22 protein-coding genes are annotated in these 22,676 nt (G+C 51.8%); 19 read left to right on the top strand and 3 right to left on the bottom strand.

Going from position 1 to position 22,676, the window contains the following annotated elements:
• Nucleotides 1-116: 116 nt before the first annotated feature.
• From PGL01S_RS28340 to PGL01S_RS28330, 3 genes are all read left to right on the top strand, one after another.
• Nucleotides 117-1,121, top strand: a complete 1,005-nt coding sequence (locus PGL01S_RS28340; RefSeq protein WP_127498680.1) for a CobW family GTP-binding protein — start codon at nt 117-119, stop codon at nt 1,119-1,121.
• Between the two features lie 109 nt (nt 1,122-1,230).
• Nucleotides 1,231-1,710 (top strand): hypothetical protein, encoded by a 480-nt coding sequence (locus PGL01S_RS28335; protein ID WP_127498678.1) that lies wholly within the window; start codon nt 1,231-1,233, stop codon nt 1,708-1,710.
• A 245-nt stretch (nt 1,711-1,955) separates the two neighbouring features.
• Entirely contained in the window at nt 1,956-4,439 is a 2,484-nt protein-coding gene (locus PGL01S_RS28330) for an EAL domain-containing protein (RefSeq protein ID WP_127498676.1), read from the top strand.
• Nucleotides 4,440-4,495: 56 nt separating this feature from the next.
• Here the strand turns inward: PGL01S_RS28330 and PGL01S_RS28325 are convergent, their stop codons facing one another.
• Together PGL01S_RS28325 and PGL01S_RS28320 are read right to left on the bottom strand one after the other, a co-directional pair.
• The gene (locus PGL01S_RS28325; RefSeq protein WP_127498674.1) at nt 4,496-5,164 is read right to left on the bottom strand and encodes a PT domain-containing protein; all 669 of its coding nucleotides are present in this window, start codon (nt 5,162-5,164) and stop codon (nt 4,496-4,498) included.
• 123 nt (nt 5,165-5,287) lie between these two features.
• Nucleotides 5,288-6,067: a helix-turn-helix domain-containing protein gene (locus PGL01S_RS28320; protein WP_127498672.1), complete on the bottom strand. Its 780-nt coding sequence runs from the start codon at nt 6,065-6,067 to the stop codon at nt 5,288-5,290.
• Between the two features lie 149 nt (nt 6,068-6,216).
• Here PGL01S_RS28320 and pyk point away from each other — a divergent pair, with 149 nt between their 5' ends.
• The gene (gene pyk / locus PGL01S_RS28315; RefSeq protein ID WP_127498670.1) at nt 6,217-7,638 is read left to right on the top strand and encodes a pyruvate kinase; all 1,422 of its coding nucleotides are present in this window, start codon (nt 6,217-6,219) and stop codon (nt 7,636-7,638) included.
• Between the two features lie 121 nt (nt 7,639-7,759).
• Here the strand turns inward: pyk and PGL01S_RS28310 are convergent, their stop codons facing one another.
• Nucleotides 7,760-8,518 (bottom strand): YqaA family protein, encoded by a 759-nt coding sequence (locus tag PGL01S_RS28310; protein WP_127498668.1) that lies wholly within the window; start codon nt 8,516-8,518, stop codon nt 7,760-7,762.
• A 376-nt stretch (nt 8,519-8,894) separates the two neighbouring features.
• Between PGL01S_RS28310 and PGL01S_RS28305 the strand changes: the two genes are divergently transcribed.
• From PGL01S_RS28305 to PGL01S_RS28245, 15 genes are all read left to right on the top strand, one after another.
• On the top strand, nt 8,895-10,262 hold the full coding sequence (locus PGL01S_RS28305; protein WP_127498666.1) for an asparaginase: 1,368 nt from the start codon (nt 8,895-8,897) through the stop codon (nt 10,260-10,262).
• A 34-nt stretch (nt 10,263-10,296) separates the two neighbouring features.
• Nucleotides 10,297-12,747, top strand: coding sequence for an asparaginase domain-containing protein (locus tag PGL01S_RS31555; RefSeq protein ID WP_127498664.1), 2,451 nt, complete (start codon nt 10,297-10,299; stop codon nt 12,745-12,747).
• A 167-nt stretch (nt 12,748-12,914) separates the two neighbouring features.
• Complete coding sequence (locus PGL01S_RS28295) at nt 12,915-14,144, top strand: LolA family protein (RefSeq protein WP_127498662.1); 1,230 nt, start codon at nt 12,915-12,917, stop codon at nt 14,142-14,144.
• Between the two features lie 166 nt (nt 14,145-14,310).
• Entirely contained in the window at nt 14,311-15,495 is a 1,185-nt protein-coding gene (gene alr / locus PGL01S_RS28290; RefSeq protein ID WP_127498660.1) for an alanine racemase, read from the top strand.
• 216 nt (nt 15,496-15,711) lie between these two features.
• On the top strand, nt 15,712-15,993 hold the full coding sequence (locus PGL01S_RS28285) for a CopG family ribbon-helix-helix protein (protein WP_041613299.1): 282 nt from the start codon (nt 15,712-15,714) through the stop codon (nt 15,991-15,993).
• Nucleotides 15,994-15,996: 3 nt separating this feature from the next.
• The gene (locus tag PGL01S_RS28280; RefSeq protein WP_015842701.1) at nt 15,997-16,347 is read left to right on the top strand and encodes a type II toxin-antitoxin system PemK/MazF family toxin; all 351 of its coding nucleotides are present in this window, start codon (nt 15,997-15,999) and stop codon (nt 16,345-16,347) included.
• A gap of 253 nt (nt 16,348-16,600) precedes the next feature.
• Nucleotides 16,601-17,314 (top strand): SAF domain-containing protein, encoded by a 714-nt coding sequence (locus tag PGL01S_RS28275; RefSeq protein ID WP_116393722.1) that lies wholly within the window; start codon nt 16,601-16,603, stop codon nt 17,312-17,314.
• The gene (locus tag PGL01S_RS28270) at nt 17,311-18,159 is read left to right on the top strand and encodes a CpaE/TadZ family protein (RefSeq protein ID WP_127498659.1); all 849 of its coding nucleotides are present in this window, start codon (nt 17,311-17,313) and stop codon (nt 18,157-18,159) included. The genes PGL01S_RS28275 and PGL01S_RS28270 overlap by 4 nt, the downstream gene beginning before the upstream one ends.
• The gene (locus tag PGL01S_RS28265) at nt 18,156-19,523 is read left to right on the top strand and encodes an ATPase, T2SS/T4P/T4SS family (RefSeq protein ID WP_127498656.1); all 1,368 of its coding nucleotides are present in this window, start codon (nt 18,156-18,158) and stop codon (nt 19,521-19,523) included. The genes PGL01S_RS28270 and PGL01S_RS28265 overlap by 4 nt, the downstream gene beginning before the upstream one ends.
• Nucleotides 19,520-20,455, top strand: a complete 936-nt coding sequence (locus PGL01S_RS28260) for a type II secretion system F family protein (RefSeq protein WP_116393725.1) — start codon at nt 19,520-19,522, stop codon at nt 20,453-20,455. The genes PGL01S_RS28265 and PGL01S_RS28260 overlap by 4 nt, the downstream gene beginning before the upstream one ends.
• Nucleotides 20,456-20,474: 19 nt before the next feature.
• A complete protein-coding gene (locus PGL01S_RS28255; RefSeq protein WP_127498654.1) occupies nt 20,475-21,341 on the top strand; it encodes a type II secretion system F family protein in 867 nt (288 codons plus the stop codon).
• A gap of 57 nt (nt 21,342-21,398) precedes the next feature.
• Entirely contained in the window at nt 21,399-21,560 is a 162-nt protein-coding gene (locus tag PGL01S_RS31000; protein ID WP_015842707.1) for a hypothetical protein, read from the top strand.
• Nucleotides 21,561-21,572: 12 nt separating this feature from the next.
• Nucleotides 21,573-21,719 (top strand): hypothetical protein, encoded by a 147-nt coding sequence (locus PGL01S_RS30995; RefSeq protein ID WP_164775616.1) that lies wholly within the window; start codon nt 21,573-21,575, stop codon nt 21,717-21,719.
• Nucleotides 21,716-22,141, top strand: a complete 426-nt coding sequence (locus tag PGL01S_RS28250; protein WP_127498652.1) for a hypothetical protein — start codon at nt 21,716-21,718, stop codon at nt 22,139-22,141. Before PGL01S_RS30995 ends, PGL01S_RS28250 begins: the two co-directional genes overlap by 4 nt.
• A gap of 20 nt (nt 22,142-22,161) precedes the next feature.
• Complete coding sequence (locus tag PGL01S_RS28245) at nt 22,162-22,647, top strand: hypothetical protein (protein ID WP_127498650.1); 486 nt, start codon at nt 22,162-22,164, stop codon at nt 22,645-22,647.
• Nucleotides 22,648-22,676: the final 29 nt, after the last annotated feature.

The following is a 22,676-nucleotide window of genomic DNA, read 5'->3' as shown; positions in this document are numbered from 1 at the left end:
TGCCCCCGCCATTTTGGCGCGGGGCAGTCTTTTTTTTCGTTGCGGCGTGACATGGTTGCAGCCGGATGCGGTAGCGCTATAATGAAGGGATGACAGACGGAAAGGGAAGAGCAGCGATGAACACAAACATTATACCGATTTATTTGCTGTCGGGGTTTCTTGGCAGCGGCAAGACTACGCTACTAACCGGTTTGCTGGACCATTGGCAGGCGCAAGGGCTTAAAGCGGCCGTTATTATGAACGAGCTTGGCGATATTAATCTGGACGGTCAGATGGTCGGAGATAAAGTCCCGATGTCGGAAATGCTAAGCGGCTGCATCTGCTGCACGATTCGAAGCGATCTCAGCCTGGAGATTAAAACCCTCATTGACACGCATCAGCCGGATGTCATCGTGATTGAATCAACCGGTGCGGCCAATCCGATGGAGATTATGGACGGCGTTACGGAGGCTGCTCTGTATTGCCGGATTGAGCTGCAGAGCGTCATTACCGTCGTGGACGGACCTGAACTGCTGCAGCGGAGCCGAAGCGGGAAAGGCAAGACGTTTAAGCTGATGCGCGATCAGATCCGGTGTGCGACAAGGCTGCTCCTGAACAAAGCGGATAAGCTGGCTCCGGACGAGCTGGTGGAGGCGCAGCAGCTGGTTCGCGAGATCAATGCCGTTGCCCCGGTTATGACGACGGTCCGCTGCCAGGTTGAGGATTGGGCTTTCATCGAGCGGCAAGCGGAGGATGCTTCGCAGCTATCCGGCGTCGGCGTACATAAAGGAGAGGCGGAAAGCGAACACGGGCATCGCGATTCGCATCACCATCATCATACCCATGAGCATGTTATGGTCATGACGTATTATCTGAACGGAGCGGTCGACAGCGTAGCGTTTGAGGCGTTTCTGAAGCAGCTGCCGGATCATGTGTACCGGGCGAAGGGCATTGTAACGTTCTCGGATACGGCGAGCCGCTTCTTGTTTCAATACGCGTACCGGGAAACGGACTTTATCCGGATCACGCCGCAAGGGGAAGTGAATGACGTTGCCGTCTTTATCGGCGAGCATTTCTCGAAGGATGCCGTGCTTGAGGTGCTGCGTAAGCTCGAGCGTGAGCCTAACCATTCGACAGAATAATCGGCAATGCGACAAGACCATGTCTATCCAATCGTATGCTTGGGAAAAATAATCCATGAGGGGCATCGAGCTCCGGCATCACGAATTGGATAGGAAGGTGTGGCAAGGCATGAAAAGAAAAATCATCGGCGCATTCGCAGCGACTATGCTGCTGCTATCGGCTCCAGTCTACGCGGCGCAGCCGGAGGAGAAGGCTCCAGCAGCTCAGGATAACCGGATGGAGGATGGCCCTAAGCATGGCCATCATCATCATGACGGCAAATTCGGCAAAAACTCGGAAGAACATCGGATGGAGAAGCTCCGTTATATGGCTGATTACTTCGGTATTAAAACGGAGGGCAAGACTGCGGAGCAGCTCAGAACGGAGCTGGAAGCGGCAAAGCAGAAGGATAAAGCGAAATGGGAAGCGTTCAAGACCGAGCATAAAGCGAAAATCCTGGAGCATCTGCGTCAGAAGGCCAAGGAAAACGGCATTGCAACGGAAGGCAAAACGGCGGAGCAGCTTCGCGAGGAGCTCCATAAGCTTCACCGAATGCACCACAAGAGCGATGCTCAGCAAGAGCCGCAGCGGGATGTCAAACAAGGCTGAACAAAGCCAGGACTATAGAATCAGAGGTAAAGAGGCTGCTCCGTTAGCGAGCAGCCTCTTTTATTTTCACAATTTTAGTAAAGTTACAAAATTCGACATTATCCTGTCGAAGAATTGATTATTCTGTCATATTAATTCCTAGTTTTCCGTTGAATTTATCACATTTTGTCAAGTATACTAGAACCATATCATAAATTGGAAAATACGCATGAGTAGGTCTATGGACAGAGAAGGAGGATAGAATCTTGAGGAAAATAAGGCTCAGCATCGCACAGAAACTAATTACTGCATTGGGAGTTCTAATGCTGACGTCTTATTCTTTGTTAGTTTCTTTCTATCTCACCAAGCTCTATCATACCAGCCTGGAAAAGGGCGAGCTGCTCGCGCAAAAGCAGTCTATACAATATATCGACCAATTCACTACTTCTATTAATACGAGTCTAGCATCTCTTACTACCATAAGAGATGCTTTGCTTCAAATGCGCTCGGATGGCGTGCAGAACCGTTCTTACGCCGTACATATGCTCGAAACCGTTGTCCGCAACAATCCGGATCTGATTGGCTGTTACACGGTGTGGGAGCCGGATGCCTTTGATCGGAAGGATGCGATGAACCGTTTGGCGAGCGGCTACGATGACGAAAGCGGAAGGTTTGTTCCTTATATCGTGCGTACCAGCGACGGCTTAAAAGCAATCCCCACCGTAGATTACAACATGCTCAATGGGGATGGAGACTTTTATCAGGTCGTCAAGCAATCGAAGACATTCACCTTGTTTGATCCTTACCCCTACAACCTGAACGGCAAGGATATCGTCGTCACTTCTTTTATTCTTCCGATTCTCGATGAGAACGGACAGTTTCTCGGGATTGTCGGCGGCGATATCTCGCTTCAGACGGTGCAGGACAAGATCCGCAGCATCCGTCCGCTGGGCGGCCATGCAAGCATCATTACGTCCAATAACTATTATCTGGCTAACGGCGCTTATCCGGGCCTTGTCATGAAGCCTTATGAGATGTGGGAGGGCGGGGGCTCTATTAACGACTATAAGAAGAGCTTCTCCACTATCCAGTACACGCCGGACCGGCATGCGAGCGGTCAAATGTTCCGGATGCTGATTCCGATTCGGATTCAGGATTTTACGTGGCATTTCGAAATGGTCATACCAAAGGGCAATATGCTGACGCAGTATTATTCGTCGTTATGGAGCTCGATTCTGATAGCTGCCGCCACGGTTGTACTAATGTCTTTGCTGGCTTGGTTAATGCTTCAGAAAATTGTTCTGGAAAATATAAAAAAGGTCATTCAGGTTACTTCAGCCGTTGCGATCGGCAACGAGAAGCTGAAGCTTGATATCCGGTCGAACGACGAGTTCGAGACGATGGCCAATCATTTTAACCGGATGGTTGATTTCCGCAAGGAAGCCGAGCATCTGATCCAGCATCAGGCGACCCATGATCTGGTTACCGGGTTCCCCAACCGTTACGGCTATTCGCGGCATGTGGAGACAAAAACGGGCAGTAACGGTCAATTTGCTTTGCTGTACATCGATTTGGACCGTTTTAAGATTATTAACGAGACCCTTGACTATACGATGGGGGATATGCTCCTGAAGCAGGTTGGCAACCGGATCGTTCAAGTAATGGGTCAGTCCGGCCGGGTATTCCGGTTTGGGGGCGACGAGTTTGTCGTGCTATTGGACGACATCAGCTATCTGGGACAAGCAACGGCAGCTGCGGCGCGGATTTTGAGCGTGATTGCAGAGCCCATCAAGATGAAGGGACGACTCTTCTATCTGACGGCGAGCATCGGGATGAGCGTTCATCAGGAATGGACGCCTGAGACTGGCGACCGTCTGGTGAAGGAATCCGATATTGCCTTGTATGTAGCGAAGAAGCAGCGCAATACGTACAAGCTGTATTCTCCCATGATGAACGATGTTCCGACCAAAGAGCTTATTTTGGAGAACAGTATGTTCGAAGCGCTGGAGTCCAATCAATTCATGCTTCATTATCAGCCGAAGCTGGAGATTCGGACGGGACGTATTTATGGGGTTGAAGCGCTGCTGCGCTGGAAGCATCCGGAGTTTGGGATGGTGTCCCCCCTCGAATTTATTCCGATTGCCGAGAAGACGGGCTTTATTATTTTGCTCGGGGAATGGGTGCTCCGGTCAGCCTGCCGGCAGGTGAAGCAGTGGGAGCAGATGGGGCTGGATTCGGTGCTTGTGAGCGTAAATATGTCCATGCTTCAGTTCCAGCAGAAAGACATTGTGTCCAGCATCAAATCGATTATTGAGGAAGCGGGTGTCCGGCCGGAGCAGATCGAGCTGGAGCTGACGGAATCGATCTTTATGGAAAATCCGGAGCATACGCTGCGAATTTTGCATGAGCTGCAGGGGCTTGGGTTAAAGCTGTCTCTTGACGATTTCGGTACGGGTTATTCCTCCTTAAGCTATCTGCAGAACATACCGATTCATTATTTGAAGCTGGATAAATCGTTTATCCGTGGGATTGTGACGGATATCCGCAAACAGATGATCTTTCGATCGATTATTGTTATTGCCCATAATCTCAATATGAAGGTTGTGACGGAAGGCGTGGAGACGGCGGAAGAGCTGCAGATTATAAAGGAGCATAATTGCGACCTGCTGCAGGGTTACTTGTTCAGTCCGCCGGTTGCGCCGGAACGCTTCGTTGAATTATTCCGTTCTAACAAATTTCCGGAAGAATAAGGTGCAAGGGAAAGGGCGCTCCCCGTCATAATGACGAGGGAAGCGCCCTTTATGCATTAAATGGTCCATTGGGAATGAACGATGGCGCAAACGTACCAGGCGCCGTTATGCTGCTCGAGGACAAGAATCAGGCTTTCCCAATCCATGCCGCTAAGCTCCTGATCAAACCCGCTGAAGTAATAGTCGTAATAGGTGCTTCCCGGGTAAATTTCCCCGATATTGACCAGCGTATTGCCTCGGCCGAGTATTTCGTTATGACCGACTTTTTCGGCTTCCGCGAAATTTTTATCGTAGACGAATTTTTCGAAATAGTCTTTGAAAGTAAGGCTGATCGGTTCGCCGGAGCCGTCGTAGCTTCCCCATTTATACAGCTTTGAATCATCCCATGCGGGCAGCTCGCCTGCTTTAAAGGTTACAGCGGCATCTTTCTCGATATGACCGTAGGGAGAGAACAACAGCCCTTTCTCGGGATGGATATAGCTGGACAGCTTCTCTGTATCCTGCTGCTTTAGGGCATTCATAATAGCTTTTGCCGTTTCTTCGGCAGTTGGTGCCGGTGTCGGAGACGAAGATGGAATTGGCGTAGGCGCAAGTGAAGGTTCGGCCGAAGGCTCGGCGGTTTGGGATGCTGAGGGCATCGGTGACAACGTATTATCATTCCCTCCAAGACCTAAACATCCGCCAAGCACGAGCATGACGGCCAAAATACTTAATAGACGCCACATAAGCCTCACTCCGTTTCAGCGTATTTTATTGTAGCTTTCCAGTTTTCTTACCCTATTAAACGGGAATCCAACCGGGATGTTGCACCTGATGTTTCTTTTCCGCTCTTATTGTTCAGCTAAAGATTAGGACGGTGGTTTTGGGCGGTCCTTCATGTACGCGGTTGGCGTTTTGCCGGTCTCGCGCTTAAAGATTCGCTGGAAGTAAGACAGGTCGCGGTAGCCGACGGATTCGGAAATTTCACCTACCGTAAGAGTGGAGTCCACGAGCAGATAGATCGCTTTTTTCACCCGCGCTTTATGGACGTATTCGCTGATGGTTTGTCCGGTAACCCGCCGGAAAAGCGTAGCCGCGTAGTTCGGGCTTTTGCGGATATACTCGCCAAGCTCCTCCTTCGTAATTTTCTGCTGATAGTAGTTCATGATATAGCTTTTCATCCGTTCGACCTGCTGATGAGCGGCGGATGTGGCCGGTCCTTCATCAAGCTCTCTATTCCAGAGAGCCAGGCATTCGTATAAGATGGCTAGGCCAAGCACATCGGCATACAAATGCTTCTCCGTCCACTCGTTATGCATGGTTTTGATCCGTTCCAGGATCAGCTCGTACGCGCCGGTTCTCGATTTCACCCAATGATTGTTCTGCAGAAGCGGGAGCGGCGGAGTATCCGCGGTGAATTCAATGACGTATTTCTCATGGAACACGGTTGGCACACATTTGCCATAATACGATTGACAGGCCGGAATATATAACAGATCGCCTTTTTCCAAAATAATTTTCTCGTTGCCAACCCAGTATACGACTTTGCCGTAACTCGACAATACAAGCGTGGATGCGCCTTCCGGGCGAGCGCCGTTGTCGAACCAATCGGTCCCTCTGTCTTGTCTGACCTGCTGCAGCGTAAGCATGTTGACCTACATCCTCCAGTCGTTTAGAGTACTATATTTCTATAAGAGTACTATATTTCATAGTCGATTGGGAAGAAACGAGCTACAATAAGGTTATTCTTGTTTACCACAAATACAGACTTGTACAATCAGGAGGAATCAGCGACATTATGCGCAAGACGAAAATTGTTTGCACCATGGGACCGGCATGCGAATCGACGGAAGTATTAATTGACATGATTAATGCGGGGATGAACGTTGCCCGTTTGAATATGGCACACGGAGAGCTGGAGGATCATGCGGCACGTATTGCGCGTATTCGCGAAGCTGCTGCGGCTACGAACAGTATTGTTGCGATTTTGCTTGATATTAAAGGTCCGGAAGTGCGGATCGGCAAGCTGGAGGAGGCTTCCTACCTGCTGAAGGTTGGAGAGAAGCTGACGCTGACGACGGAAGAGATTATCGGTAACGGCGAACGGATTCACGTGAACTATGCGGAGCTGCCGCTGGTCGTGAATCCTGGCAATAAAATTTTGCTCGACGACGGCCTTATCGAGCTGGAAGTTGCATCGGTTAACGGAACGGAAATCGAGTGCGTTATTTTGAACGGCGGCGTCATTAAAGCGAGAAAAGGCGTCAACCTGCCGGGTATCCGCACCACGCTTCCCGGCGTAACGGAACGCGATATCCGCCATATCCAGTTCGGCATCGAGCAGCAGATCGATATCATCGCTCCTTCCTTTGTGAGAAGAGCGGAAGACATTTTGCAAATTCGCGAGCTGCTTCATGACGGCGGCGCAGGGCATATCCAGATCATCTCGAAGATCGAGAATGAAGAAGGCGTCAATAACCTGGATTCGATCATCGAAGCATCGGACGGCATCATGGTTGCCCGCGGCGACCTTGGCGTAGAAGTACCGGCTTGGGACGTGCCGATGATTCAGCGCGAAATGATCGCGAAATGTAACACGGCCGGCAAAGTGGTTATCGTTGCGACGCAAATGCTGGATTCGATGCAGGTTAACCCACGCCCATCCCGCGCGGAAGTGAGCGACGTGGCGAACGCCGTCCTTCAAGGCACGGACGCGATTATGCTGTCGGGCGAGACGGCTGCAGGCAAGTATCCGGTAGAATCGGTCAGCATGATGGCTTCGATTGCGGTGAAGGCGGAATCCATGATGGATTACTTCGATGAGTTCCAACAGCGCCGTTGCGCTCAGCCAACTACGATTACGGAAGTAATTAGCCAAGCGGTCGTAAGCTCCTCTCTCGAGCTGAACGCAAAAGCGATCGTGACGCCAACGGAGAGTGGTTTCACGGCTCGCATGGTATCGAAATACCGTCCGAAATCGCCAATCATTGCGGTTGCCTCGGATGAGAAGGTTCTGCCTCGTCTGGCTGTTATGTGGGGCGTTATCCCGGTTAAGGGCGGCCGTCCTAAATCGACGGACGATATTTTTGAATCGGCCTTAACAAACGGCGGCAGCACGGGTCTTCTGGAGAAAGGCGACTACGTTGTTATCACGGCGGGTACGCCAACAGGCAAAGCCGGCGCCACCAATCTTGTGAAGATTGCTCAATACGGCCTGTAATAGCAATATATATAGGCGGAAGAACGCCCCTCGGAATCATCTGAAGCAGATGATTCCGAGGGGCGTTTTATTTACTAAATAAGCCCCTTCCCGGCTGGGAAGGGGCTTATTGTATGTCCGCCTAGGCGTTGCTTACGGGAGTTGTTGTAGGGATGGGAGTTTCGCTGGCAGTCTCGCGGGTCTCCTTTGAAACTTCGCTTGTTTGCTCTGCAGGCTCTGCCGATTCCGCTGCTGATGCTGATGCGGCAGCCGAATGCTCCTGAACCGTTTCTTCCTCTGCGCTAGACGCAGCCGCTTCTGCGGCCGCCGCCTGGGCAGCTTTCTTCTTGCGATGTCTTTTCCGGAAGAACAGGAACAAGACAATCAAAGGGACGGCGATAGCGAACAGATAATAGGATGCGTTATGAACCATCTTTTCCGCCGCTTGGCCATAGAAGTAAATAAGTCCGCCTACCAGATAGAACTTTGCCGCTCTGCCTACAGCCGCGTACATAATAAGGCGCCATAACGGAAAGTTCAGCGCGCCTGATAAAATCGTAAATACTTTGAATGGAATAGGAGTGAAAGAACCGATCAGTACAGCGGTGTCTCCATTTTTCTGGAACATGTTGGTGGCAGATTCGACCCATTCCTTCTTAAGGATTTTGTACAGGATGGAATTGCCTAATAATTTGCCGATGAAATAGCCGATAGGGGTGCCTATCAAACAACCGATATATCCTACGGTAGCCAGCATAAACGCGTCATGCGGATTTACTAGGCTTAATGGAACCTGGAGGAATAAGGCCGGTATCGGAAAGATGATTGCATCAATCATAGAATGAACGAACAAACCCCAGGGGCCAAATTTCATTAGGAAGTCTACAATGTCTTGGAGCATGAAAATGGCACACACCTCTCTACGCATGGAAAGCCGTAGTTAATTATACGATAGTTTAGGACTTAGGTTTCACTTTTTTTCTGGTCACGAAAGAAATATAAGTAAATTTCCTTTTTTGGACGGCTTTTACTTCCGTCATTCCGTCTCCATTGCTCCTCGATCCCCTTTTGTTCAATTCATGTTATTACTATGTAAGTTTTTATAACAACAAAATCTACTAAAATTTCTCAAGTAAACAGGAAAAATGAAGAAAAAACTAGATAAATGCTGATGTTAACGCTTAACTGCCTTGTAATGGTGTTTGTTAATATATGTGACATAAAATAGACTTATAGATGTTCGACATAAATAGATAAAATAGGGAGGAAGACAAATCATGACAAACGTTGTAAGAGGTGTGTTGGGTAAGAGATTTGTTGTACTGCTTGTGCTGCTTTCCATGGCGGCAGGAACGGTCGGAATCGTTGTTTCGAGGAACTTGGCGAATGCTGCCGAACCCGTGCAGCTTCCAACGTTCAACATTCCGCCTGTCTCGGCTGAATTCGAGGCTTCGGAGAAACCGAATGTACTCGTTATTGCTACCGGAGGCACGATCGCGGGAGCGGCGAGAAACGGCGACAAAACAAACTTCCAGAACTATGCGGCAGGTACCTACACGATGGCGGACATGGTGTCGCAGCTGCCGGTACATAAAACCGCGGACGTATCTACTTTCCAATTCGGCAATAAAGGCTCAGGCAGCTATACGATAAAAGATTTATATGATCTCTCCCTGGCGGTTGATACGGCTCTTGCGGACTACGACAGCGTAGTTGTCACGACGGGTACCGACACGATGGAGGAAATTGCATATTTCCTGGATCTGACGGTCCGCAGCGAAAAGCCTGTAGTCGTTACGGGGGCGATGAGACCTTGGGACGTAATCGGAACGGATGCTCCGGCTAACTTGTACCAAGCGATCAAAGTGGCAAGCAGCAATAAAACAAAGTGGTTTGGCACCGTATTGATGCTTAACGACGTGATCTACGCGGCGCGCGAAGTAACGAAGACAAACGCGCATCGTCTGGATACGTTTGATGCCCCGATGTTTGGTGCGCTTGGCTATGTAGACGATCCGGCTGTACGGATTTACCGCGCGCCTGCAAGAGCGATCAAAGCCGGCACGGAACAATGGGCAACCCCGTTTGATCTGAAAACGATCTCCAAGGACAGCCTTCCGATTGTCGAAATCGCGTACAGCTATCAAGAAGCTGGCGGCGGCGCGATCCGCGGATTCGTGGAAGACGGCGCGAAAGGGATTGTAACGGCGGGAACCGGCGCTGGCGGCATCTCTTCGAAGATGAGTCAAGCTCGTTCGGCAGCCATTCAAAAAGGCGTAGTATTTGTGACGACAACCCGGACAGGCTCCGGTACGATGTACGACAGCGGAACGGGCTCAACGATTGGCGGGGATAACCTGAATGCGGCGCATGCCCGCATGCTGCTTCTGCTTTCGTTGGCGTTCACAAGCGACCTGCCGACCATCCATTCCTGGTTCCAATCGTTTGGTACGGGAGATGTTGAAATTTCGGTAGACGAGAATACGGTTTTGAAAACGTCGATCGAAGAAGAACCGGTCGTGGAAGAGCCTGTGGTGGAGGTGCCCGCGTCGGAAGCGCCTTCGGTTGAACCATCCGCCGAGCAGGCAGCGACGGAGCCTGCAGAATCCGCACCTGCGATAGAAGAGCCTGTTGGCGCGCATTAAACAGGATTCTTACACGAAGGGAGGGTAACCGGATATGACTGTCATCACCAATAATCGTATGCTGCGGAGATTTCTTTCTCCTCTGCTAATCCTAGCGCTGCTCTCCGGATTTATGGGATATGCGCGCGCGGCGGAAGAAGCGGTTCCGCAGCTTCCTGCTTTTGATATACCCGCCTTGTCGGCGGAATCGCAAGCATCGCCGCTTCCTAATATTATGGTCGTTGCAACCGGCGGCACAATTGCCGGAGCGGCATCGCAAGGCGATAAAACGAACTTCCAGAACTATGCGGCAGGCACCTACAAAATGGCGGATATGGTCGCGCAGCTTCCAAAGCATAAAAATGCCGACGTATCTACTTTCCAATTCGGCAATAAAGGCTCGGGCGGCTATTCGATGAAGGATCTCTACGATCTGTCCCTGGCCGTCGACCAAGCACTTGAGGTTTACGATGGCGTTGTCGTTACTACGGGCACGGATACGATGGAGGAGATCGCTTATTTCCTTGATTTGACGGTGCGCAGCGAGAAGCCGGTTGTAGTGACCGGAGCAATGCGGCCATGGGATGTTATCGGAACCGATGGCCCGGCAAACCTTTATCAGGCGATTAAGGTGGCAGCTAGCAATAAGACCAAATGGTACGGCACGGTTATTATGCTGAACGACGTCATTCAGGCAGCGCGCGAAGTAACCAAGTCGAATGCTCATCGCCTGGATACCTTTGATACTCCGATGTTTGGGGTGCTTGGTTATGTCGATGATCCAGCCGTTCGGATGTACCGGCTGAATGCCCGGGCTTTGAAAGCGGGAACGCCGGAATGGTCGACCCCGTTTGATCTGCGGACGATCTCGAAGGATGATTTGCCGCTGGTCGAGATTGCCTACAGCTACCAGGAAGCGGGTGGCGGAGCGATTCGCGCCCTGGTCGAAGACGGGGCTAAAGGGATTGTTACTGCAGGAACCGGAGCGGGAGGCATTTCCTCGAAGATGAGCCAAGCGCGCAGCGCGGCGATTCAGAAGGGTGTTATCTTTGTTACGACAACCCGGACAGGCTCGGGCACGATGACCGGCAGCGGCAACGGCATTATTGCCGGGGATAACCTAAACCCGCAGCATGCCCGCATGATGCTTCTTCTGTCGCTGGCCTTTTCCAAAGATTTTAATACGATAAAAGATTGGTTTGAGACGGTTGGGGCACAGGATATCGTGATGGATGACGCGGCTCCGCCGGTATGGCCGGCAAATGCGGCGCTTACCTCGGATGCTCAAACGACGGACAGCATTGCTATCGGCTGGCCTCAGGCAACCGATACTACCCGTGTGGCTGGTTACGCGATCTATAAAGGTTCGGAAGAGGAACCGATCGCGAAGGTTGCTTCCTCCGTCAGAACGTATACCGCAAAAGGTCTTTCTTCCAATACGTCTTATACCTTTACGGTTAAAGCCTACGACGATAAAGGAAATGAGAGCGTTGGCCTGACAGGCGCATTCAAAACGGGCTCAACCGGCTCCGGATCAGGCGGAGGTGGAACCGTTACTCCTCCGAGCAGCAACGAACTAACCGTTCCTTCCGGCGGATCCGGCGAGTTGAGCGTCTTTGACAACAGCCTTACGGTGAAGGTTCCAAGCGGCGCGTCCAAGGAGCAGCTTATCATCTCCATTCAAAAGCTGACGCAGGCAGGCGGACTCGTTGACGCGGATGATGTGCTGCTGTCTTCCATATTCGAAGTGGTCAAAAATAAAGCGGGCAGCTTCCTTGTCCCTGTCACGTTGACCTTCAAATTTGACGCCTCGCTGGTCAAGGAAGGCAAAAAGCCGTCTGTCTTCTATTATGATGAGACGAAGAAGCAATGGATCGAGATGGGCGGAACGGTTAACGGCAGCACGATTTCCGTAGCAACCGACCATTTCACCAAGTTTGCCGTATTCGCGGTAGATGCGGGACCTGCCGTACCGGAATTCACCGACATTGCCGGACATTGGGCGGCAGCTTCGATCCGGAGCGCGGTAGCGGCAGGTATCGTGAATGGCTACAGCGACGGCACCTTTAAGCCGGAGCTTACCGTAACCCGGGAAGAGTTTATCGCGATGCTGATGCGCGCGCTTAAACCTGCTGAGCCGGGAGCGAGTTTGACGTTCAAGGACAATGCTTCAATCGGCGCATGGGCGAAAGCTGCCGTTGCGCAAGCGGTCAGCGCTGGAATTACAAGCGGTTATCCGGATGGAACGTTTAAGCCGGGCAGCAAGATCAGCCGCGCCGAGATGGTCGTGATGATCGCGAAGGCTCTCAAGCTGACAACGGCGGAAGATGCCGTGACGGGCTTCTCCGACAATGGCGATATCCCGGCATGGGCAAGAGGCGCGGTGAAAGCCGTGGCGGACAAAGGCATTGTCCAAGGCCGCCTGAACAATCGTTTTGTTCCTGCCGGAACGGCGACCAGAGCGGAAGCCATTACGGTTATCGTGAAGCTGCTGGATACGAAATAAGATGCGATAAAAGCTGCTCTGCAGGGTTCAATCGGCCTTGCGGGGCAGCTTTTTCGAATTATTTTTCATACAAGCTCCAGCTTGTCAAACTAGTCCGCATAATCGGCCAAGTCCCCTCATAGACATGTTACCAGTGGGAAAAACATTGTGAAGAGGGGATGATTGTAATGCGTCGCATGACATGGGCAGCGGCAATCTTGTTAGTGTTTTCACTCGTACTTAGCGCATGCGGGAAGAAGGACGCCGAGTCCGTGGTCAAGGAGCTCGACAAGGTTGTCAGCAACATGGAGAGCTACCAAGGGACAGGCACAATGAAGCTTCATACGGGTCAGCAGGAATTGACGTACAACGTTGAAGTTTCTTACCAAAAGCCCCATTATTACCGCATTAAATTGACGAATGCAGAGAAGGATATTACACAAATTGTTCTGCGCAACGATGACGGCGTGTTTGTTCTTACGCCGCGTCTGAACAAAGTGTTCCGCTTCCAAAGCGACTGGCCGCAAAATCAAGGGCAGGTATATCTCTATCAAACGCTGATTCAAAGCATACTGACAGACAACTCGCGCCAGTTCGCGGTTGACGATAAATCCTACGTCTTTGATGTCATGGCTAACTATAATAACGGCACGCTCGCCAGACAAAAAATTTGGCTGAACAAATCGGATTACAAGCCGGTTCAGGTTCAAGTCAGCGATGCGAATGCATCCGTGATGGTACAGGTAGACTTTACGAGCTTCGAATTTGGTCCAAGCTTTGATAAAACAACGTTTGAGACGGAAGCTAACATGAAGTCTTCGCCTTCGAGCGGCGGCACAAGCGATCAGCCGACAATCGCGGATCCGGAACAAACGGATGTGAACGGCAGCGCAAACGGTACTTCCGAAGACAGCAAGGATGCCGTAACGCCGGATAAATCCACGGATTCGAAAGACGACAGCAAGGCTGATGGCAAAACGGATGATAAAGCAACAAAAAATGACGACAAAAACGCGGCGGCGGAAGACGAAGAGGATGCCGACGACACGGCAGCTAATCCGCAGGCGGATGCGGCAACCGATCTCCAAATTATGGTGCCGACAAATCTTCCGGAAGGCGTCGTCATGAAGGATAGCATGGATATCGTATTTGGCGGCTTGCCTGGCGTTGTATCCCGCTATACGGGTACTTACGACTTCTCGCTGATTCAGACTCAGCCTAAAGACATGGCGGCTACGTATTCGGGCGGCACCTTCCTTGATCTCGGGTTTACGATTGGCGAATTGACCGGCGGAGACGATCAGAAGACGCTCACATGGATCGTGGACGGCACCGAGCTTCGTTTGACAAGCAGCACGCTTCCTGAGACGGAAATGATCCGAATTGCCCAATCCGTTCAAGTGGATTCGACTAAATAAACACTTCAAAAGCGGAGCTAAGGAAATTTTTTTCCAAGACGTGCTATCCGATTAAGGCCGCCATTTCATTGACAGCCCAAGCGACAACGTATAACATTAATCCTATTGATGTTTACAGTTGCTCGGGATTGCTCGGGGCTGCCGAATGAGGAGAAGGTGAACCGACTTGGAATCGTATTACCGCCCGACGAGGGTAGAAATTTCGCTTGATGCGCTGAACCGTAACCTGCATGCATTCCGCAGCGCTATGCCTGAAGGGCGATTGCTGATGGCTTCGGTCAAAGCGAACGCTTACGGGCATGGCGCGGTGGAAATTGCCCGCGAAGCAGAGCGGTTCGGCGTTGATTATTTGGGCGTAGCCTTTCTGGATGAAGCGTTGCAGCTTCGGCATGCCGGTATTGCTACCCCAATTCTCGTGCTTGGATTCGTTCCGGCGGATGCGCTCGCTATCGCGCGCGACAAGGATATTACCATCGCATTGTTTCGCGAGGATATCTTGGAAGCGGCAGCAGCTCTTCCGGCTCATGCCGACGGCAAGAAGCTTAAGGCTCATATTAAGATTGATTCCGGAATGGGACGTCTTGGAATTATCGGCAAAGATGAAGCGATTGCTTTTATCGGCAAGGCGCTTGATGTTCCTCAACTGGAAATAGAGGGCATGTTCACTCACTATGCAAAAGCGGACGAGACGGACAAAAGCTATACCCGCCAGCAATATGAGCGTTTTCATGCTGTTGCGGAGTACGTGCGCAGCAATCAGCTCCCGATTCGTATCCTTCATGCAGCCAACAGCGCAGCGGGCATTGATACGCCGGAATACGGCGGCGACATGGTTCGCCTTGGGATCAGCATGTACGGTCTGTATCCTTCGGATGAAGTAAGCCGCGAGCGGATCAAGCTTGAACCCGTGCTTTCGCTCAAGTCGGAAGTTGTCATGGTGAAGAAGGCGCCTCCCGGCTGGGGAATCAGTTACGGTACCCGGTACGTGACGAAGCAGGAAGAATGCATTGGCACGCTGCCAATCGGTTATGCCGACGGCTTCAGCCGGATGCTGACCGGCAAAGCCCATGTGCTTGTACGGGGAGTGAAAGTGCCTGTGCGGGGAACGATCTGCATGGATCAATGCATGATTGCTTTGGATCCCGCGTCAGCGGATACAGCCGTAGAGCCGGGCGAAGAAGTTGTGCTGATCGGGCGGCAAGGCGAGGAAGAAATATCGGCGGATGAGCTAGCGGTGCAGCTTGGAACGATCAACTACGAAGTAACCTGCATGCTGGCAGCCCGCGTGCCCCGCGTCTATGTAAGAGACGGACAGGTGACAGCGGTATCGAATCCGCTCGTTTTAGGTTAGGAATTATTTTCTAATCGCAACTTTTCGCGAAAATAGAGGATTTCCGTTGTCGATCGCGAATTAGTTAAATCAAATTTGGATATGCTCGGAGATGCAGTAAAATCATGCAGCATATTTGATATACGCATAACATAGCTATGATAAAGTATAGTGACAGCGAATTAATGCAATAATGAATATTAATGGTTTTGGAAAAGTTTTGGGGGTGCTAGTTCGGTGGCCAATATGCAGAACACCAAGAGGATCATGATCAGCTTGCCGGATCAATTGCTGGAGGAGGTCGACGGCATCGTCGCCAAGGAAAATTCCAACCGCAGCGAGTTTATTCGGCAGGCCATGAAGCTGTATCTTGTGGAACGAAAAAAACGGCAGATCCGTGAGTCCATGCAGCGTGGGTATCTGGAAATGGCGAAGATCAACTTGAACATGGCCTCCGAAGCTTTTCAAGCGGAGGAAGAAGCCGATCATACGTTAGGCCGTCTCGTAAGCGGGGTGTAGAGGTTGATCGTAAAACGCGGAGATGTGTTTTTTGCGGATTTGTCACCAGTCGTCGGATCGGAACAGGGCGGAGTAAGACCCGTATTAGTCATTCAGAATGATATCGGCAACCGCTTCAGTCCGACGGTTATCGTCGCGGCCATTACGGCGCAAATCCAGAAAGCCAAATTGCCTACGCACGTTGAAATGGAAGCGGCGGCTCACGGCTTCGACAGAGACTCCGTCGTGCTGCTTGAGCAGATTAGGACGATCGACAAGCAGCGTTTAACCGACAAGATCACCCACCTGGACGATGAAACGATGCGTAAAGTGGACGATGCTCTGCTGATCAGCGTTGGATTAATCGATTTTTAAAACGCAGGGATTGAACAAGGATAGCCATGTGCTGTCCTTGTTTTTTTGCGTGATTCGTCGCATAATAGCGAATTTTTGGAAATTTTGAAAAAAATCTATAGACAACTATTTAATAAATTTGCTATTATATGGTCAATTGGTTGTTAAATTACATATACGTGCACGGCTTAGCGAAGAACGCTAGCAGATCAGCCTTATTAAGGCTACTGCTGCGTTCTTTTTTTTTCGCCGTGGATTAGAGAGGGGAGAGTCGATGAACAGAAGGAGAAATGCAGGCATTGGGCTGCTTGCCGCCATGTTGTCCGGGGTTCTGGTGTATGGCCTGTTCCAGCTGCAGAAGCTGCAGGTTACCCGCGAGGAAACAGTGGAAGTTGTTGTAGCCAAGCAGTTTGTGGAAGCAGGCAGGCGGTTAACGGAAGCGGATGTCGCATACAAACGCATTCCCCGCGAAGGCTACGAGCAGGAAATGCTTGTTGACGCCAAGCTGGCGGTAGGCATGGAGACTGTTATTCCGCTAGGGACAAACGAGCCGATTCTGGGCTGGAAAATCGATAAGTACCATCTGCTGCCTACGGGGATGGAGTCGACCTTTCAAATTCCGCGCGATTACGTTCGCTCCATCTCCAACGGCATTCGCGCCGGCGATAAGGTAACCGTCTATTTATCAGGCGAGAATGAGCCCTCCAGGCGGATATTTGATTCGCTTGTGACGGTAGCGTCGGTGAAATCCTCAAGCAACGTGGAAATTGACAATATGAAGGATCCGAACCTGCTGTCGCTGGCGGAAGGGGATAAGGAACGGATGTATGCTTCCCGGCGCGATGCGAACGGGATGATCGAATACATTAATTTGAATCTGACGGAATCGCAGTGGCTTCAGATCGACGGTTATTGCAAGGACGGTCTTCATAAGCTGGTTATCGCCTACAGTCCGGAATCCCTGAGCCTGGAGGAGGAGCATACATGAATGCGATAACGTCGCCTTTGATTACCTTTGTCGGGACTACGCCGAATATTGGCACGACCTCGGCCGCCTTTGCCGCAGCGTTTCGAATGGCGGAAGCAAGCGGCAGGCAGATTGGTTATTTATGTCTTCATCTAAAAAGCGCAAAGCTTCACCGGTATTTGGGCATCGCCGAGCCGGTCGTGACGCTGGACAAGCTGAGGCCGGAGCTGAAGTCCGGATCCTTAACGCCGGATAAGCTGCAGCGCGCGGTGCAGCCGGTCAGAGGAATGCCGAATCTGCATGTATTGTTCGGCAATTTGCTGAGGGACCAGGCGGAGTTTTATTCGCCGGAGGAGATGGAGCATTTGCTGGAGATCGCCGGGCAGACGTTCTCCATGGTTGTTATTGACGTAGGAGCTTATTGGGATAACGCGGCTACGATATGCGCTCTGCGTGAGGCGGATACGCGCATTATCGTCACTACCGATGCTTTATCCCACTTTCAGGAAGACGGAAAACGCTGGATTTCGCAAGTATCGCCGCTGTTTGGGCTATCAACGGAACAATACCATACGGTTGTCATTTACTCGCCATGGAGCACAGGAGGATATCGCATGAAGGATATTTGCAAAGAAATGGGCACATCGAAACTTGGAGAATTACGGTTTGGTCATCAATTCTATGCGCAGCTGGACAGCGGTCATTACGGGCAGTGGCTGAAGGAGGATCCTGCAGGCAAGCTAGCCATGCAGGAGAGCGCGGAACAGTTGATGGACCGTCATCATATACGCAGGGTAACGCCAACGCTTGCCGTGCAGCCTTGGTACCGCAAGCTGCTTGCCCATCGCAACGGTGTAGGCTCTTGAATTCGGGGACAAGCAAGTTTTCACCGTCGGATTATTCTGCGCGGCTGAGGCTGGATCAATCCGTGGTCACGGATCCTTTGGACAGAGGGGAAACGGCAGGACGAGGAGCGGATTTTGGAAGGCTGGCCGAGGAGATCAGGTCCTATCTGGCAGCCCCGAGAGGGCTGACGGAGGAAGAGCGCCGGCAGTACAGCGAGACCTTGAACAGGGCCGTGCTTGGCTTTGCGCCGGAAAGGGAACAGGTGCTGGCGATTATAGCCGATAGGCTGATCCGTCTTCGCATTCATCAATTGGACGGCTATAAACATCCCTACGCGACGCTTGCCGAAGCCTTGTTCGCGGAGGTAATCGGACTTAACGTGCTTGAGCTTGTACTGGCCAGGAGGGACGGTCTCGAAGAGATTCAAGTTGTTGGCTCACAGATTTATGAAGTAAGGGACGGTCACACGATGCTGTCTTCCTATCGCTTCGATCATGAGCGGGACGTGGAGAGGATTCAGCAGAACCTGGTGCTGTACAACAATGACCGCATCAATCCGCGGAAGCGGTGGGCGGAAGTTATGCTGAGGGACGGCTCGCGCGTCACGATGACCGGCTTTGGGTTTACGTCGAAGCCAACGCTTACGATTCGTTTTTTTACGGTGCGCAGCTTCAGTCTGGAAGCTTTATGCTCCGCTCCGTACCATACGTTGAGCACGGCTATGAGAAATATGCTGCTGGATGTGCTTGAAGCGCGGTTTAATCTGGTCATAATCGGCCCGACCAACTCGGGCAAGACGCATCTTATGAAGGCTCTGATCGCTGAGCTTCCGGATGAAGAACGAATCGTCACGATCGAAGGAAGGTTCGAGATGATGCTCGGGAGGGATTTTCCCATGAAAAATACGGTTGAATACGAAGCGGACGAGGATGATCCGCAGCACCGGGCCGAGCAGGCGTTCAAGCTGGCCCTCCGCCAATCCCCTCAGCGCATCGTGCATGCCGAGATCCGCGATATGGATGCCAATATTTACGTAAGGGCATGTACGAGAGGGCACTCCGGCAGTATGACCACGGTGCATGCCAATACGCTGGAGGATGTGCCGGAAGCGATCACCGATATGTGCATGCTGGACGGACGCGGTATGAATCCGGAGCGTTTGACGAAGAGGATTGCGGAATACGTTACTCAAGTGGGAATTGAGATGCGTTATTTGGGCGGCAGGCGGGTTATTGCACGAATCGGTGAGCTGAGCTGGGCGAATAACGAGGTGATAGTTCGGGATTGGGCTCGATTTGATGAACCGAGCGGGCAGTGGGTATATCCCGAGAAGCCCTCGCCTAAAGCAAAGGCGCGCCTTTCCGAGAGGGGCTGGCAGACTTGATTAAGCTGTCTATCGCCGCGGCGGCTCTCCTGCTCTTCAGCTTATGGTTTATTTCTTTGTCCAGCTTGCTGCTTGTCTGGACGGAACGTCAGGAGCGGAGGGACAGACTGACGTATCAGGCGAGGAACCGTCTTGGCTATCGGCTGACCGAAAAGCTGAAAAGATTCGAACGGGTATACCGCCACTTGTCGGAGCTGCTTGAGACGCTGCAGCTTAAGCTGAAGCCATCCGGTCTTGTCATCGGGTCCTTGCTTCTCCTGCTTGCCGGGGTTGCCGTTGGCGGTTTCTTTTTTCAGAGCATCAAGGGGACGCTGTTATTCGGTCTTGTTGTCGGCTGTCTGCCCTATACGATCCTGCGGGCCATGCTTGTGCAGAGACAGATGCAGCTGCAGATGGATTTTTTGCCGGCTATCGAGCTGTTCTATCAATGCTATTTGGTAACGGGCGGCCGGCAGGTTCGAACGGCTTTGCAGCGCACGGTGGAAGAGAGGAGGTTGCTTGGCCCCATGCAGTCGGTGTTCGAACAGCTGTACCGGAATCTGTCGGTTCGCGGTGACGACGAGGCCAGCCTGCGCATTTTTTCGGCTGCGCTTGGCCATGTGTGGGGTGACTACTTCGTCAATATTATGCGGGTAGCCTTAGCCGAGGGCTCGCCTATTGCGGAAAGCCTGAAGGAGCTGCTGGGAGATATGCGCAAGGCGCGGCGGGCGAACGAGCAGGAGCGAAATAAATTGCTGGAGATCCGGATTGCCAACTTTACGCCGGTCCTGTTCCTCGCATTTTATATCGGCATCAATGTCCGCTACAACCGGGAGAACTCCTATTACTACTACCTGATCGACCCGCAGGGAAGGGACATGCTTCTTAACGCCATTGTTCTTATCTTCGCTTCTTTCCTGATGGGACTGTGGCTGTCGCGCAAAAAGATGTAGAAGGGAGGTTTGCTGGCCTTTGGAGTCGTTTATCCGTCTGCTTATTGCTGCCGGGGAGTTTTTGTTTGGCTTCCTGGGCGTTTATATGGTTCTTCAATCCATGCCCCGAAGGAAGCCGAGATGGTTCCATCTGGACGCCTTGAACTGGCGGACGGATGAAATGCCGGACAAGTGGCTCCTTCTGCTCCGTTTATCGCGGGAGAGTGAAGCTTTCATTGAACGGGCTAGCCTTCTCGCAGGCTGCGGAGTTACCGCGGATGCTGCTTGGTACTCGGCTGCAAGAAGAATCTTGCTTTTTCTGCTTCCCGCAATTGCTATTCTTTACGGCGGCTTGTCTATCGAACGGGGAGCATGGCTGTGCTACACGTTTGTGCTTGCGGGGGTCGCGCTCTTGTATTGGGATTTGCCTTGGTTGCGATCTTTCCGAAGACTTCGCGCCCAAAGGATTACGAAGGAAGTTTATTTCATGAGCAACCAGCTGCTGTACCTGTCCGAATCGGCCCTTCATATCCATACCAAGCTGACCCGTTGCATCCCGTATACCCGGACGCTGCGCGGGGACCTCGAACGGCTGCTTGCCGAATGGTATCACGATGCGGAGCAGGCGCTTCGCCGGTTCAAGCACCGGATCGGCACGGATGACGGCATGAGCTTTGTCGAGACGATTGATTCGCTGCGGCTTCACGAGAGCCCGGAATATTACAGGCTTCTACGCGAGCGCATTCAGGATTACAAGGAGAAGCTGGAGCTTGCCAAAGAAAGCCGGAAGGAATCCACTTCTTACTTCCTGTTTATCATTGCGGGGATCCCGATTCTGTACACCTTTCAGATTTTTATTTACCCCTGGGTGCAGGAGGGGCGGAAGCTGTTTGAATCTTTGGGATGAACGCTCGTCCGCCAAATGCTCAAAGGCGAAAAGATGCTATGAAGGAGGTGAATCAAGATGCGCAATATTTTGATGACCGTTATGCTGCTTGTTGTCGTCATTATCCTGTTCAACAACATTATTGCCAACGATACAACGGGAACAAGCAAGCAGATTCAGACACAAGGCAGCTCGGCTAACACAAAGATCGGCTCCATGTTATCAACGGGATCGAACTAAGGGGGATCAGCGATGAGAGCTCTGCTAATAGCGATGCTGCTTCTGGTAACCGTCATTTTGCTCTATACGGGAATTATCGGGGGCGAAGGCGGCACGAAACGGCAGGTGGAACGTTCCGGAGCCGCTATCGGCGCCTATATCCGGCAGATGAGCCCATGAGAAATATATTGGTATTCGTGTTGTTTGCCGCTATGGTGTGCTGGATGATGTTCTCTCCTATCTATAAGCATGTGCTGATTGCAAGGCAAGCGGTCTTGCAGCAGGAGACCGATTATTTGCTGGAGGTTGGCGCCAGCGGAAGCTATGGTTACATCGATGCCGTTATGATGGAGCAGTCGAGGGAGCGGCTTACCGCTTTCGGGCTCAAGCCGGAGCTTGTCGAATTTGAAGTGACGGCGGATAACGGCCTGGCCGCGACTGATCCGGCCTCTCCGCTTCCAAGGGGCACCGGGATCAGGCTGAGGATGAGCTATCCGTATGAGAACCTATTCGAGATCGACCGGTTGATTGGACTGGAGCCTATCGCGGTAGGCAGCCGCATGCGGACGTTTGGAATGAAGATGAGCGAGTACATGCCGTAAGGCGTGGTCAAGGAGATGCCATGTATAAGCTGATGTTGATCGTTTTAATGATGACGGTATGGGTATCGGTGCACTTTTTGCAAACGGATGAGGAAATGGCGATGAAGCTGCTCTATCAGGGGAAGCATGCGCTTAACCGTGCTGCCCATGCAGCCTCGCAGCAGCTGGATCCCTCGTCAATGGCCGAGGGGGTTCTGCGGATTGATCCGGAAGCGGCGGAAGCGGCCGCGGCTGCTTACCTGCAGGCGAACCTGCAGCTTGATGCGCAAGGGAGTCCGCTGCCGAATTCCCCTCTTCGCGAGCGGGTGAATGTGCTTGTATTCGAAGTCATAAATAATGATCGCAGCTTCCCTTATACGTACAGGAACGATCAATACGATTACGAGGCCACTCTCCAAAGGCCTGGCGTCGTCCTTATTATCCATGTCGTTTACCCGCGCGCGTTTACGATCCTCGGCCCGATCGAATGGGATATTAAAGGCGTATCGGAGCTGACGGTGAGGTAGCCATTACAAGGCCGGTTTGAAGGATAATT

It is taken from the genome of Paenibacillus glycanilyticus NBRC 16618, from assembly GCF_004000805.1.
Classification (GTDB): Bacteria; Bacillota; Bacilli; order Paenibacillales; family Paenibacillaceae; genus Pristimantibacillus; species Pristimantibacillus glycanilyticus.
Note: the sequence above shows the minus strand (reverse complement) of the source record. Positions and strands in the feature narration are given on the sequence as shown.

Coding starts and splice junctions, on each gene's coding strand:
- PGL01S_RS28340 (WP_127498680.1), top strand. CDS start 117: ATGAACACAAACATTATACCGATTTATTTGCTGTCGGGGTTTCTTGGC.
- PGL01S_RS28335 (WP_127498678.1), top strand. CDS start 1,231: ATGAAAAGAAAAATCATCGGCGCATTCGCAGCGACTATGCTGCTGCTA.
- PGL01S_RS28325 (WP_127498674.1), bottom strand. CDS start 5,164: ATGTGGCGTCTATTAAGTATTTTGGCCGTCATGCTCGTGCTTGGCGGA.
- PGL01S_RS28320 (WP_127498672.1), bottom strand. CDS start 6,067: ATGCTTACGCTGCAGCAGGTCAGACAAGACAGAGGGACCGATTGGTTC.
- pyk (WP_127498670.1), top strand. CDS start 6,217: ATGCGCAAGACGAAAATTGTTTGCACCATGGGACCGGCATGCGAATCG.
- PGL01S_RS28310 (WP_127498668.1), bottom strand. CDS start 8,518: ATGCTCCAAGACATTGTAGACTTCCTAATGAAATTTGGCCCCTGGGGT.
- PGL01S_RS28305 (WP_127498666.1), top strand. CDS start 8,895: ATGACAAACGTTGTAAGAGGTGTGTTGGGTAAGAGATTTGTTGTACTG.
- PGL01S_RS31555 (WP_127498664.1), top strand. CDS start 10,297: ATGACTGTCATCACCAATAATCGTATGCTGCGGAGATTTCTTTCTCCT.
- PGL01S_RS28295 (WP_127498662.1), top strand. CDS start 12,915: ATGCGTCGCATGACATGGGCAGCGGCAATCTTGTTAGTGTTTTCACTC.
- PGL01S_RS28275 (WP_116393722.1), top strand. CDS start 16,601: ATGAACAGAAGGAGAAATGCAGGCATTGGGCTGCTTGCCGCCATGTTG.
- PGL01S_RS28270 (WP_127498659.1), top strand. CDS start 17,311: ATGAATGCGATAACGTCGCCTTTGATTACCTTTGTCGGGACTACGCCG.
- PGL01S_RS31000 (WP_015842707.1), top strand. CDS start 21,399: ATGCGCAATATTTTGATGACCGTTATGCTGCTTGTTGTCGTCATTATC.
- PGL01S_RS30995 (WP_164775616.1), top strand. CDS start 21,573: ATGAGAGCTCTGCTAATAGCGATGCTGCTTCTGGTAACCGTCATTTTG.
- PGL01S_RS28250 (WP_127498652.1), top strand. CDS start 21,716: ATGAGAAATATATTGGTATTCGTGTTGTTTGCCGCTATGGTGTGCTGG.
- PGL01S_RS28245 (WP_127498650.1), top strand. CDS start 22,162: ATGTATAAGCTGATGTTGATCGTTTTAATGATGACGGTATGGGTATCG.